This window comes from Commensalibacter communis (assembly GCF_947179105.1).
Taxonomy (GTDB): Bacteria; Pseudomonadota; Alphaproteobacteria; order Acetobacterales; family Acetobacteraceae; genus Commensalibacter; species Commensalibacter communis.
The window spans coordinates 321,259-334,593 of sequence record NZ_CAMXCK010000002.1 but is presented as its reverse complement, the minus strand read 5'-3'; the positions used below and the strand labels follow the sequence as shown (position 1 = coordinate 334,593).

At 37.5% G+C, this 13,335-nt stretch carries 16 protein-coding genes; 7 read left to right on the top strand and 9 right to left on the bottom strand.

Annotated features, from left to right (window positions below):
- The first annotated feature begins 4 nt into the window (after positions 1 to 4).
- On the top strand, positions 5 to 721 hold the full coding sequence (locus PQG52_RS06210; protein WP_271789853.1) for a MarC family protein: 717 nt from the start codon (positions 5 to 7) through the stop codon (positions 719 to 721).
- A gap of 60 nt (positions 722 to 781) precedes the next feature.
- Here PQG52_RS06210 and PQG52_RS06205 read toward each other — a convergent pair whose 3' ends face one another.
- The 3 genes from PQG52_RS06205 to PQG52_RS06195 all read right to left on the bottom strand — a co-directional run bounded on the left by PQG52_RS06205 (position 782) and on the right by PQG52_RS06195 (position 3,001).
- Positions 782 to 1,357: a uracil-DNA glycosylase family protein gene (locus tag PQG52_RS06205; protein ID WP_271801487.1), complete on the bottom strand. Its 576-nt coding sequence runs from the start codon at positions 1,355 to 1,357 to the stop codon at positions 782 to 784.
- Positions 1,358 to 1,556: 199 nt separating this feature from the next.
- Entirely contained in the window at positions 1,557 to 2,174 is a 618-nt protein-coding gene (locus tag PQG52_RS06200) for a hypothetical protein (RefSeq protein WP_271828512.1), read from the bottom strand.
- A 113-nt stretch (positions 2,175 to 2,287) separates the two neighbouring features.
- Positions 2,288 to 3,001, bottom strand: coding sequence for an NAD-dependent deacylase (locus PQG52_RS06195; RefSeq protein WP_271828510.1), 714 nt, complete (start codon positions 2,999 to 3,001; stop codon positions 2,288 to 2,290).
- A gap of 133 nt (positions 3,002 to 3,134) precedes the next feature.
- On the opposite strand from PQG52_RS06195, the gene PQG52_RS06190 reads away from it, so the two are divergent.
- Both PQG52_RS06190 and PQG52_RS06185 read left to right on the top strand, forming a co-directional pair.
- A complete protein-coding gene (locus PQG52_RS06190; protein ID WP_271828509.1) occupies positions 3,135 to 3,971 on the top strand; it encodes an SDR family NAD(P)-dependent oxidoreductase in 837 nt (278 codons plus the stop codon).
- A gap of 97 nt (positions 3,972 to 4,068) precedes the next feature.
- Complete coding sequence (locus tag PQG52_RS06185; protein WP_271828508.1) at positions 4,069 to 4,620, top strand: adenine phosphoribosyltransferase; 552 nt, start codon at positions 4,069 to 4,071, stop codon at positions 4,618 to 4,620.
- 23 nt (positions 4,621 to 4,643) lie between these two features.
- Here the strand turns inward: PQG52_RS06185 and accC are convergent, their stop codons facing one another.
- Genes accC through aroQ form a run of 3 tightly spaced genes read right to left on the bottom strand, consistent with a single transcriptional unit; the run spans position 4,644 to position 6,899 of the window.
- A complete protein-coding gene (accC, locus tag PQG52_RS06180) occupies positions 4,644 to 5,993 on the bottom strand; it encodes an acetyl-CoA carboxylase biotin carboxylase subunit (protein ID WP_271828507.1) in 1,350 nt (449 codons plus the stop codon).
- A gap of 4 nt (positions 5,994 to 5,997) precedes the next feature.
- Positions 5,998 to 6,447, bottom strand: coding sequence for an acetyl-CoA carboxylase biotin carboxyl carrier protein (locus PQG52_RS06175; RefSeq protein ID WP_271789846.1), 450 nt, complete (start codon positions 6,445 to 6,447; stop codon positions 5,998 to 6,000).
- Positions 6,447 to 6,899 (bottom strand): type II 3-dehydroquinate dehydratase, encoded by a 453-nt coding sequence (aroQ, locus tag PQG52_RS06170; RefSeq protein WP_271789845.1) that lies wholly within the window; start codon positions 6,897 to 6,899, stop codon positions 6,447 to 6,449. Before aroQ ends, PQG52_RS06175 begins: the two co-directional genes overlap by 1 nt.
- Positions 6,900 to 7,228: 329 nt before the next feature.
- Between aroQ and PQG52_RS06165 the strand changes: the two genes are divergently transcribed.
- Positions 7,229 to 7,783 (top strand): septal ring lytic transglycosylase RlpA family protein, encoded by a 555-nt coding sequence (locus tag PQG52_RS06165; protein WP_271828506.1) that lies wholly within the window; start codon positions 7,229 to 7,231, stop codon positions 7,781 to 7,783.
- 37 nt (positions 7,784 to 7,820) lie between these two features.
- On the opposite strand, the gene PQG52_RS06160 is transcribed toward PQG52_RS06165, so the two are convergent.
- Complete coding sequence (locus PQG52_RS06160) at positions 7,821 to 8,783, bottom strand: YihY/virulence factor BrkB family protein (protein WP_271828505.1); 963 nt, start codon at positions 8,781 to 8,783, stop codon at positions 7,821 to 7,823.
- Positions 8,784 to 9,145: 362 nt separating this feature from the next.
- Between PQG52_RS06160 and PQG52_RS06155 the strand changes: the two genes are divergently transcribed.
- Positions 9,146 to 10,276 carry a type III PLP-dependent enzyme gene (locus PQG52_RS06155; RefSeq protein ID WP_271828504.1) on the top strand — a complete coding sequence of 377 codons (1,131 nt, stop codon included), beginning with the start codon at positions 9,146 to 9,148 and terminating at the stop codon, positions 10,274 to 10,276.
- A complete protein-coding gene (locus PQG52_RS06150; protein WP_271828503.1) occupies positions 10,257 to 10,712 on the top strand; it encodes a hypothetical protein in 456 nt (151 codons plus the stop codon). The genes PQG52_RS06155 and PQG52_RS06150 overlap by 20 nt, the downstream gene beginning before the upstream one ends.
- On the opposite strand, the gene metW is transcribed toward PQG52_RS06150, so the two are convergent.
- Positions 10,701 to 11,297 (bottom strand): methionine biosynthesis protein MetW, encoded by a 597-nt coding sequence (metW, locus tag PQG52_RS06145; RefSeq protein ID WP_271789840.1) that lies wholly within the window; start codon positions 11,295 to 11,297, stop codon positions 10,701 to 10,703. The two genes, PQG52_RS06150 and metW, sit on opposite strands and share 12 nt — an antisense overlap.
- Positions 11,287 to 12,474 carry a homoserine O-acetyltransferase MetX gene (metX, locus tag PQG52_RS06140; RefSeq protein WP_271828502.1) on the bottom strand — a complete coding sequence of 396 codons (1,188 nt, stop codon included), beginning with the start codon at positions 12,472 to 12,474 and terminating at the stop codon, positions 11,287 to 11,289. The genes metW and metX overlap by 11 nt, the downstream gene beginning before the upstream one ends.
- Positions 12,475 to 12,634: 160 nt before the next feature.
- Between metX and PQG52_RS06135 the strand changes: the two genes are divergently transcribed.
- On the top strand, positions 12,635 to 13,216 hold the full coding sequence (locus PQG52_RS06135; RefSeq protein WP_271828501.1) for a hypothetical protein: 582 nt from the start codon (positions 12,635 to 12,637) through the stop codon (positions 13,214 to 13,216).
- Positions 13,217 to 13,335: the final 119 nt, after the last annotated feature.

The following is a 13,335-nucleotide window of genomic DNA, read 5'->3' as shown; positions in this document are numbered from 1 at the left end:
CATTATGCATCTTACTGAATCTCTTCCTTTACTCCATACATTTACAAGCATTTCAGGCAGCTTCTTATTTGCATTTCTGGCACTAATTCCTATTGCAGATCCACTTGGTTCGTGTTTGATCTTTTATCAAGTTACCGAAGAACGAGAAGATGCAGAGCGTAGGATTTTGGCGCGCAAGATTGCAATTTATGCCTTTATCATACTTGCATTTTCTGTTTTTATTGGTGAATTCGCACTTCGTTTTTTTGGAATCAGTCTTCATGCGGTCCGAATCGCTGGGGGATTAGTCATTGCCGTTAGAGCATGGTCTTTACTCAACGCTCCAGAACAAAATGCCGATCGTAAACAAAAAGAAGCAGAGCAAGGTGGACGAACAATGGCGTTGCCTAATGGACTCGATGCAGCATTCTTTCCTTTGACCATGCCTTTTACAATAGGACCAGGTTGTATCGCTGTTGCTATTTCATTAAGCTCTTACAGGCCTGCTGAGAATATTACCAAAATATTTAACTTTTACGGAGGATTGCTTTTCGCAATTATCAGCGTATGCCTTATCATCCTGTTGGCATATACATTCTGCGATAAAATCATGAAAGTTCTTGGAAAATCAAGAGCACGCATCTTATCCAGATTGGCTGCACTCGTTTTATTATGTATTGGTGTACAAATTGTTGGCACTGGTATACAAGGGTTTTTGATGCCCATTTTCCACCAGACTTAAATTCTAAGGTAATTGTCTTACAAAACGTTATTTATTCAACTATTTTGTAAGATAATGTAATTACCTCAATATTTCTTTTACTTTTTGCCTCAGTTCAAGCAATATTTCGTCTTCAAAATATGGATTCTTTTTTGCCCAAGCTAATGTCCTCCATGAAGGATGAGGCAAAGGAAAAAAGTTAGGCAAATAATCTTTATAATTTTTCACACGATCTGTTACCGTGCCTTTACCTAATACATAATTTTGAGCGTATGATCCAACCAATAACGTCATTTGTAATTCTGGCAACTGTTGAAGGATCTTATCCCGCCATCGAGGGGCGCACTCTTTTCGTGGCGGTAAATCACCCCCATTTTTTAACTTTCCAGGATAACAAAAGCCCATCGGAACAATCGCAATTAAAGATGAGTTATAAAATGTTTCTCTATCAATTTGTAACCACTCCCTCAACCGATCTCCGGAAGGATCATTAAAGGTTATCCCTGTTTCATGCGCCAGAGTTCCTGGAGCTTGGCCTGTAATTAACAAACGTGCCTTAGAAGAACCAACTTGCAAAATAGGCTTAGGACCAAGGGGCAACCCTTCACAAAAATGACAAGCTCTCACTTCTTTCAACAATCGATCTAATGAATTCATAATTCCATAGCCTTCTCTATTAATCTCAACAAAGACTTCGTCAAAGTGCCATTGTCAATTTGAACATATCTATTTTCGCTGATTTAGAATGGATTTATTCTCTCATGATCTAAAATTATCATGTCGTGATCAAAATACAAAGTTAATTAAACAACACTATTTCGACTACCGAATATGTATTGCTTTAATTTGAAAAATGTTACCCATCTAGAAATTTACGATAATTTTTATCAACATACATGTTGATGCCATTGCCAAAGAAGTCACCTAAATTCACATATTTATCTTCATCAACTATATTTTTGGCCAACCCCAACGGTAAATCAATCTTCATATTTTTTTTAAGAAAAACAATATAGTAATCTTCTAACCTTGGAATATGGTCATAAGAAAGACAACCCCAAATGAATTTTTCATCTAAGAAAATTGAGCTTGTGGCATCGAGAAAACTAAAAACATCTACAGTACGAACATTTCCAACTATTATCGTATAATCAAAATCATTATCAGTATCTTTTTGGCTTATGCCAGAATATGCATGTAAACCTAAATATAAATCGTATAAATAGAATTCAATGGTAGAAGAAAGCTCACAATTTGTAATGTCTTCAATAAAATTATCTTTATTAAATTCATATGAGTTATTGGGATATTTAATGATTTCTATCCCTTTAGTTCTTCTTTTTTGAGCATATCGTCCAAACATACCTTGTATCTCACGCACTTTATATTTGTGAAATATACTCAATGTATAAATGTAATCATCTTCAAATGAAGGATTTGATGTTCTTATATGTAAGTAATAATCGGTTGACATTTCATCCTCATTTAAAAATTAAACAATGAATATTGCTCATTCCTTCGTGGATGGAAGGAGGTCTATTATACACACATATATAAACGTTTAATTATAGATATAAACAATATCCTTTATATTTCTTTTGCGAGAATTTGCTGCACAAATTGCGGAACTAATTGCGTAGCAGGCCCAAGTCGGCTTTCATCAAACAAAGATGTCCCCGCAGATGGCTCTAAATTAAGTTCCATCGTTTTCGCATGAGCAGAGGAAGCCATTTGAACGAATCCAGCCGCAGGATACACAACCCCCGAAGTTCCAATAGAAACAAAAAGATCGCATGACAACAACGCTGATTGAATCTCCTCCATATCATAAGGCATTTCCCCAAACCATACGATATCAGGTCGTAATTTATGCTGCCCACAATGAGGGCATGGCGTATTGACCAAACAATCTTGGCACCATTCGATTTTTGCATTACACGCAGTGCACCATAATTTATACAACTCCCCATGCATATGATATAAATGCTTACTACCTGCTCTTTCATGTAGATCATCAATATTTTGAGTTATTATGAGTAATTCTGCATTAATTTTCTTTTCATAAATTGCTTTTTCTAGCTCAGCCAAGGCAATATGGCCCTCATTGGGCTGAACATTTGGTAAATCCCTTCGTAATCTATTATAAAATTCGTGGAGTTTCTGAGGATTCTTTTGAAACCCTTCTGGTGAGCAAACATCTTCCATACTATATTTTGCCCAGATTCCATTTGCATCTCGGAAAGTATCTAAACCTGATTCCTTGCTGACCCCCGCACCAGTTAAAACCACAATTTTTTTCATTCTATACCCCACGAAAATATTCAATTATTTTATTATAATCATTTACAGATACTTAAAAAACACATTAAAGTAGTTTTTTATAAATATTGTAAATGAATGTTATTTTATTTTTACTAGGACAGAGATTTGTCAAATGCGCTTTAAATTTTTTAAACGTTCAAAAAAAGTCGCCGTCATTACAGGGGCAACGGGTGGGTTAGGCAAAGACCTAGTTAAACGCTTGCTTGATGAACAATATCGCGTCATCATGGTTGCTAGAAATCTTCAACAGCTTGAACAAATTTCTCTACATTATGGGAAAGATGTTACTGGATGTCTATGCGATATTTCTCATAATAACGAAATTGCTTATCTATGCCATGATGTACGTTCCCGTTTTGGACATATCCATGTTCTGATTCACAGTGCCGGCACCATTAGTCCTGGGGCTTTAGATAACCAAACAGATCAAATGATCGCAGAACAAATTCAAGTCAATTTAACAGGTGCTATTTTAATTACCAAAGGCCTGTTACCTTTAATGAGACGCAACAGCTCAATTATTTTCATTAACTCTTTGGGTGGGTTATTACCGCTTAAGCATAGTGCTTTATATTCAGCCAGTAAATTTGGATTACGAGGGTTCGCATTGGCTTTATCCTTAGAGCTACGTCCCAAACGCATTTACGTTTCCTCGATTTTCCCAGGGGCTATTGAAACCCAAATGTTGCACAGAGAAATGAAATGTGGTGGATCGATCCTTAATTTCTGTTCTCCTCCACTTTCGACTGAAATCGTTTGCGATACAGTGATTAAGGCTATTCGACAACGTAAATTGGAATATTTTCTTCCTAAATGGAGCGGACTACAAATAAAACCTTTGATGATGCTCCCTGGTTTAATCAGGTTGATAATGCCTATATTGGAAAAAAAGGGTCGGAAAGGCCAAAAAATTTGGAAAAATCAGCAAATATCCTCTACATCAAAATAATAAATAGATAAAAATCGATTGCGCTATTAGAGCGAACCTTTTACATGTAAGGGTTCACTCTTAATTTTTTGTTAATTAAATGAACGATCTATAGAAAATGAACGCAACTCAACAAGACTCATTTAACCCTCCTAAAATTGATTTAAAACAATATATACGCTCTATTCCTGATTATCCGAAAAAAGGAATATTGTTTTATGATATTTCAACCTTATTAAGAAATGCTGATGCATGGCAAATTGCTGCGGCTCGCATGGCTAATGGTGTTGCTAAATGGAACCCAGATTTAGTTGCTGGAATTGAATCCAGAGGCTTCGTCAGTGCTTCGCCTTTGGCGTCTTCACTGGGATGCGGTATGATTATGATTCGTAAGCCTGGGAAACTGCCTGGAAAAACAATTTCTTTGAATTATGACCTCGAATATGGACAAAATTGCCTTCACATTCAAGAAGACGCTGTTCAACCTGGTCAACGTGTTGTCGTGGTTGACGATTTACTTGCTACGGGTGGTACGTTGCAGGCCTCTATTGAATTATTACGAAAAGTTGGTGCAGAAGTCGTTGGTGCTGCAGCTTTGATTGAATTAAAAGAGTTAAAGGGACGTGAAAAAATCGACGTCCCTTTGCATTCTGTTATTACTTATGAATAACTAAAGAGTATAAAAAAGTATTTTTATACTTTCTTATTTTTTTCAATAAAGTTTTCTAACCAATGGATGGTGTATTCACCTTTTTGAAATTCTTTATCCGCTAGAATTTGTTGCTGTAAAGGAATGGTTGTTTTCACACCGTCGATCGCCATTTCTCCCAAGGCACGCTGCATGCGTGCAATGGCCGAAGCACGATCAGGAGCATGAACAATAACCTTTGCAATCATACTGTCATAATAAGGTGGAATAGAGTAACCCACATATAATGCGCTATCCAAACGGACACCCAGACCTCCTGGGGCGTGAAACACTTGGATTTTTCCAGGATTAGGAACAAATGTTTCTGGATCTTCCGCATTAATACGGCATTCTATGGAATGCCCTTGCAATTTGATATCTTCTTGTCTCACACTCAGCTTTTCACCAGCAGCAACACAAATTTGTTCTCTTACAAGATCTACGCCTGAGATAAACTCTGTCACAGGATGCTCAACCTGCAATCGAGTATTCATTTCGATAAAACAAAAATGACCATCTTGGTATAAGAATTCTAAAGTTCCAGCGTTTCTGTATCCAAGTTCACGCATTGCATTAGAGGCAATTTCACCAATTGATTGGCGTTGTTCCTCGGTTAATACAGGTGAAGTTGCTTCTTCAAGCACCTTTTGGTGTCTGCGCTGTAAAGAACAATCTCTTTCACCCAGATACACAACATTTCCATGTTGATCTGCCATTATTTGGATTTCGATATGACGAGGTTTATCGAGATATTTCTCCATATAAACTTCATCATTGCCAAAAGCCATTTTAGCTTCTGTTCTAGCAACTTGCCAGGCTTCTTCTAACTCTTCAGCTGTGTGAGCAACTTTCATCCCACGTCCACCACCACCAGCTGTTGCTTTAATCAATACTGGATAGCTAATTTCTTCAGCAACTTTTTTAGCATCAGCAATATCTTTTAATGCACCATCAGATCCAGGCACCAATGGAACATTAAATCTTTCCATCGTTGTTTTAGCTTGGATCTTGTCGCCCATTGTCCGAATATGCTGAGGAGAAGGCCCAATAAAAACCAATCCATGCTCTTCAACAAGCTCTGCAAAATCAGCGTTTTCAGAAAGGAAACCATATCCTGGATGAATAGCCTCTGCACCCGTCACCACTGCCGCAGACAAAATGGCTGCTTTGTTCAAATAACTTTCTGCAAGAGACGGCGGGCCGATACAAACGCTTTCGTCAGCAAGACGCACATGCATCGCATCAGCATCTGCTGTTGAATGCACAGCCACGGTTTTAATACCCATCTCACGACAAGCTCTTAAAACACGAAGAGCAATTTCACCACGATTGGCAATTAAAATTTTTGAGAACATTCTTTTATTCTATTACTACCAACACTTCACCATATTCAACAGGATCGCCTGAAGAAACAAGGATGTTTTTAATTTTTCCTGATTTGTGGGCACGGATTTGATTGAATGTTTTCATTGCTTCAATCAACAAAATCACCTGACCTGATTGCACCGTTTGTCCAACCGTTACAAACGGAGGCGCAGAAGGTTCTGGAGTTAAATAAGCAACCCCAATCATTGGGCTTAAAACCGCACCTGGATCTTTGGATAAATCCTGATTTGATACAACTTGTTCGGATACGCCAGCAACAGCCACTGGTGCTGCTACGGGGGCAACAACGGTGCTGCCACCAAGATTTCTAGCAACACGAATCCGTTGATCCTTTTCTGCAATTTCAATTTCACTTAAACCGGTTTCGGTTAAAATATCTGCTAAAGCACGAATCACTTCGGCATCGACGAGCAGCTTGCTCATTAATTATCCTCTTCTAGAATAAGATCAGCGATTGCAGCCAAAGCCAGAGCGTATCCTTGCAGACCTAGTCCACAAATAACCCCTGTTGCTGCATGCGAAACATAAGAATGATGTCGAAAAGATTCTCGACGATAAATATTAGAAATATGAACTTCTATAACAGGTAATTCTACGGACAACAATGCATCTAAAGTCGCAATCGAGGTATGACTATATGCACCTGCATTTATAACAATCCCTTTTGCTTTACCTTTGCATTCTTGTATCCAAGAAACCAATTCACCTTCGTCATTTGTTTGACGAAAATCAATTGCTATCTCAAGGTTTTCTGCATTTTGAATGCAAATTTGCTCTACGTCATCGAGGGTCGCACTCCCATAAATTTGAGGTTGGCGCATCCCAAGCATATTCAAATTCGGTCCATTCAAAACATATACCAATGGTAATTCCATACCTGTTACACTCTCAGATAAATATATCTTAACTCAATATAACTACTTTTTTTAATAGGCAACTGTTAAGATTACATCAAATTAAAATTGGATTGAACCATGTATTATATATTAAATATTTTTTTTATTACAAGAGTAAAATATTTTATTTTTCAATTAGAAAAACTTATGTACCACACTTGACAGCAACAACTTGAAATTAATCTTTTTTTTGCCATTTTTATAGTGTTTTATGATAAAATAGCATCTGAAATGAAAAAATATTAACAATTTGGAAAGTGTTACTGATAGTCCTGATTAAGGATTATATAGGGTAAACAGAAAGAAAAATGCGACGAAGTTGTACAAAATTATTGGGTCTTTGTTTAATTACTGGAATCGGATTTCAAACTGCACAAACAGCGCAAGCTCATACTGCACACAAGAATACCTATCGTAAAGTGATTAAACATACCAAGACAAAAGTTAAACCTCACCGTAATCGTTACCGACAATCTTTATACCAAAACGATAATGCCAATGCAGATCCTGAACCTCAAAGCAATTCGTATCATCTGGACGATACCCAAGCTGAAAGCGGTACTGCCAGCTGGTATGGTGGCAGACATAACAGAATAAGAACGGCTTCTGGTAAAAAATTTGATAGCAAACAGCTGACAGCTGCTCATCCAACATTACCATTAGGAACCAAAGTGCTGGTTCGCTCTGATGATAGTGGTAATTCCGTCGTCGTCACTATCAATGACAGAGGGCCATATAAAGGCAATCGGATTATTGATCTATCTAAAGCCGCAGCGGGCAAAATTGGTATGCTGCACCAAGGAACAGCCCATGTAACGGTAACGCCAATTGACAATACAGAAGTTGCCATGGCTCCAGAATAATCTATATTTTCAAAATTATTTATATTGCAAAGCCCACCTATCGTTCATTAGGTTGGGCTTTTTCTATAACATATTCTTCTATTTTAGAGTTGAACTGAGCACCCAGCAATACAACGTAACATGAAACCCAAAACCACATCATAACGGCTGCAACGGTTCCCAATGGACCATAAGTACTGGTAAAATTGGCTAAGTGAGCAACATAAAAAGAAAAACCAAACGCAGAAAGCAACCATAAAAGCGTCGATAGAACAGCGCCTGGTAAAATCCAACGCCAGAGAACTAGACTACGAGATGGGCCAAAGCGATAAAATAATGAAAATGTCCAAATAACAAAAAATAGAACCACAACATTACTGACTGTTCTTGCAATATTAAACGCAGGAAAATAGTCATCAAGGTTGGGGAAATAATTCATAATGTCGTAAAAAACATTAAGAGGCAGTAATTTTATGATTGCAGGTATTGCCACAATAATGGCCAAAGTCAGTGAAGTTCCTAAAATAGCACAAAATGTTAACGCCAACGCTAGTAATTGAAATTTAAAAAAATTACGTTCTTCTTTCTTATTATACGCTACATTAAGTCCTGTAATTAGTCCTTTAGTACCTACAGCAGAAGCCCACAAAGCTAAAACAATTGAAATGGCTAACTGTATCGTCAATGTTGATTCTGTTTGATCGATGATCGTATGGATCATTTGTTGCAAAAACGTATAAACAGACGGTGGCAAAAAATGTTGTAAAAATTTGAGCTGAGGCTCAACCGTTTGTGGATCAAAAACCAGTCCATACATAGATATCAAACTGCTGATTGTCGGAAATAATGAAAGCGTTGTAAAAAAAGCACATCCAGCCGAAACCAACATCGATGGTCCTTGGATTAATGCTTTAACTGTATCAATGACAATCGACTTCCATCCGCGAAAAGAAATTTTTAAAGGAGAATATTTCTTTTCATAAAGAACTTCCGCAGAATGTGATTGATTAACGTCACTCATTACTTTTATTTTCCACACCTTTTACGATAATTTTAACGAATAGATATTTTATTTACATGAAAAAGCACCAAATTTCTATATCAAGATTACTCAAAAAACAATAACTTACGAAAATGAATATTAAGCCTATCGTTAAAAAATTATTTTTATGGTTGATTTTGCAACAAAAAAGGGTCATATCGACAAAAACGCAGCAACGCACGTGCCCAGCTTGTTAAAAGCAATTACGCAACGACGTCAAGCGCCTGGCAAATGGTGATGAATAACTACAGAACCATTCTTTTTTCGCCGGTCCGTTGACCGTTCCGCAACATCGCTCTGATTCATACCAATAGAGTGAACTATATAAGGGATAAAAATTGATGAATCCTAAAATCTCACAATTTTTAAATGCTAACCAACTGACAACCCCTTGCCTGATTGTTGATATCGACCAAATAGAAAAAAATTATCAACAATTACATCACGCCATTCCCAACGCAGATATCTATTACGCTGTTAAAGCAAATCCTGCATTATCTATTCTTAATAAACTCATCTCTTTAAATTCATTTTTTGATGCTGCTTCTTGGGAAGAGATCCAATCTTGTTTGAATGCAGGGGCAAAGCCATCTCAGATTTCTTTTGGAAATACCATTAAAAAAACCTCTGCCATTCAAGCAGCCTATCAAGCCAATATCGAACTTTATGCATTTGATACGACCGAAGAATTGCATAAACTGGCAAAACATGCACCTGCGACAAAAGTCTATTGTCGTCTTGCTGTTGATAATATAGGCGCTGATTGGCCATTATCTGGAAAATTTGGCACCACTGTTGAACATGCCATTGAATTGCTTTTAGAGGCAAAAAAAATTGGTCTTTGCCCATATGGTGTATCATTCCATGTCGGCAGCCAACAAACAGATCCACATGCTTATGTAAATGCAATCGAAAAATCTGCTTTGGTATTTAATGCTTTGGCTGATCACGGTATTCTTTTAGAAATGATTAATTTAGGAGGTGGTTTTCCAATACATTATCACAAAGACGTTCCCGAAATTAATCAATTTGCAACCACAATACAAAATAGCTTAATACAATGTTTTGGTGATGACATGCCCAGAATTATATTGGAACCTGGTCGTTACCTTGTTGGAAATGCAGGTGTTGTGTCAACTGAAATTATACAATCCAGCCAGCGTGGTAAAATGAACGGGCCTCGTTGGGTTTATCTCGATATTGGACGATTTGGTGGTTTGGCGGAGACGGAAGGAGAAGCGATTCGTTATCCCATTACTACAATGTATGATGGTTCAACGACAGGCCCTGTTATCTTAGCTGGCCCATCTTGTGACGGAGTAGATGTGTTGTATCAAAAAACAAGCTATCATTTACCTCTACAATTAACCGCTGGTGATCGTATTGCATTATTAAATACTGGAGCGTATGTTTCTACATATTGCTCAACTTGCTTTAACGGTTTTACACCTCTTGAAGAACATTATATTTAAATTTATTGGTTCTGTTTTCCGTTATCAATTGAATACTTATCTTTTGATAGCGGGAATTATAGCATGTGTCCTATATCCATTAGATATCCGCGCACAATCCAGCCCATTTATTGGAACCAGTAACATGGGTTCGATAGGATATTTACGAATACAAAAAAAACCACTGAATCAATTATATTCTACGCTTGAAATAAAAAATATTCATTGCGGTGCTTATGTATCAGGATATACGAAACGACAAGGCAATCAATTTGTTATTAAGACGGATATTCCTGACCCCAGAAAAGATGATCTGCACCAATGTCAGGTAACGTTTATTCAAACCAATCAAACTATATCGATTGTTAAAGAAGAAAATTGCAACGAATGGCACGGCATCAGCTGCCCTTTTACCTCTTTACAATTTTCCTCAACGAAGAATAATTTACCGCGTTAATAAAAATAAAGCCTGCTCTCCAAAAAAATTCGCAAGCCTTACATAGCGACGCCAAGGCGCACGCTCGCCTTGTTCGTCAATCGCCATCCATCGTTCAATACGATGGCCTTCTACTTCACATAAATGGACAAAATCTGTCATCGTACAAGGGTGAATATTTGGTGTTTCATACCAATATTTTCCCCAAACGGTCGTCATAGGCATGCGCCCTTTTAATAATAATTGCGCCCTTAATGTCCAATGTCCAAAATTAGGAAAAGAGACAATCGCATGGCGGCCAATACGTAACATTTGTTGTAGCACTTCTTTGGGATGATTAACCGCTTGTAATGTCCGAGATAACACAACATAATCAAACCCATTCGTTGGATAATGCTGTAGATCATAATCCGCATTCCCTTGAATCACTGGCAATCCCTTACCGACAGATTGTGTCACATAAGACATATCCAATTCGATCCCTCTAGCATCGCATTGATGGTCTCGACACAAATAATCAATCAAAGAACCATCACCACAACCAATATCCAATACTTTCGAGTGTGGTTTAATCATATCCACTATACAACGTTGATCAAGACGCATGATTTTCTAACCGCCTTTGCTCTTCAATTCCTGCTAAAAACCCTTGAATTGTTAAATCCAAATCAGGTTCTTCTAATAAAAATGCATCATGCCCTTTATCGGTGGTAATTTCCACAAATGACACTCTGGCACCAACACGGTTTAATGCTTGCACGATCACCCTTGACCTAGAGGTTGGGAATAACCAATCAGATGATAAAGAAATCACACAAAATCTCGATTGAACATGGGCAAATGCGTTCACAAGATCACCATCATGGGTCTGTGATAAATCAAACCAATCCATCGCTCTGGTAATCGTTACATACGAATTTGCATCAAAACGTCTGACAAAGTTAGAGCCTTGATAATGCAGATAACTTTCAACCTGAAACATTTCACCAAAAATTGGTAAAGAAGAGGCTTTTATGCTTTCTTGTAACTTCCGTCCAAATTTACGATTTAACGCATCTTCGGATAAATAAGTAATATGCGCCATCATCCTAGCCACCGCTAGACCACGATAAGGGGTCACCCCATACCGCCAATATTCACCGTCTCGCCAATCAGGGTCTGAAAAAATCGCCTGTCTTCCAACCTCGTTAAACGCAATATTCTGTGCGGAGTGAAAAGATGAGGTTGCAATTGGTATCACGGAATAAACCTGCTCTGGATAACTGACAGCCCATTGCAATGCCTGCATCCCGCCCATAGATCCGCCAATCACAGCAAATAAACGCTTAATCTTAAAAAAATCGACGAGGATCTTTTGCGTATTCACCATATCTTTTATTGTAATAGCGGGGAAATCTGAACCCCAACATCGTGGCTGAGGAATATCTTCTCTAATAGAGCGAGGCCCCGTTGTTCCCATACAGCTGCCCAATACATTCGTACAAATAACAAAATATTTATTGGTATCAATCGGTAAACCAGGACCTACCATTTTACTCCACCAGCCTGGTTTTTTCGTAACTGGATGAACATCTGCCACATATTGATCGCCTGTCAACGCATGACAAATTAAAATAGCATTATCTTTAACCTCAGATAACTGGCCATATGTTTGATATGCTATTTCCAAAGGGGCTATTTTTTTTCCACTTTCTAGTAGTATACCTTCTGGAAATACCAGTTTTTGAATCATTTGATCTTGATTCGGTTCACAAATTTCATCTTGTTTTTCTGATATAACCATAAATATTAACGATTATCCCCCTCATAACAATCAAGATATATGACTTATTAAACACATACTATATATCTTTCTTTTTTTATAAAATATATATTAAAGTAATTTATCAAAATAAACTAAGGTCTAAACCTTGTTCCTCAGATATTTTAGAAAGAAACATACCATGAGTCACCATCGATATGCGCCTTACTCTAAATTACACCAGTATTTTTCACTTTTCTTAATCACCGCATTTCTTTTTTCGTCTTCCGCTGAAGCAGTTTCACATCGTCACAAACGGACTCAAAGCCATGCGCAAAAAACGCCTCTCGGCAAAGTCACCTTAACCTCTCAACCTGGAACCGCATTGGAAAATACAGCACGTTTGCTGAATCAGTCCGATATGAATTTTGCCATTCAACGCAATGAACAACCATTATTGCTTATAGGCAGCCTTAACTTATCTAGTACGAAAAGACCAAAAAATGTCTTATTTACCCAAATACAAACTGCTAGCCTTTGCGGCTCTGGGGGATGCTCCACGACAGGATATATCAAACGAAATAATCAATGGGTTAAAGTGTTAGATGCTGTTACAGGTGATATTACCGTTGAAAAAGCAACCCATAAAGGAATGCATGATTTGTCTGTCAGTGCTGCAGATGTTTGGAGATGGAATGGCAAAACCTACGTGGAAACTCAAAGAGGGCCCGCTTTGAAAGGATTAAAACAATCCATTGAAAAACATCAAAAAATAAATAAGTAATAAGCTTCTATAACCATTGTGTATTTTTATTTTAGTCAATAAAAATACATATAAATGTCGAAACGGAACTGTTAGATCTCAAAATCTTCTAAATTCTTTAACAGTAACCCAGAAATGAT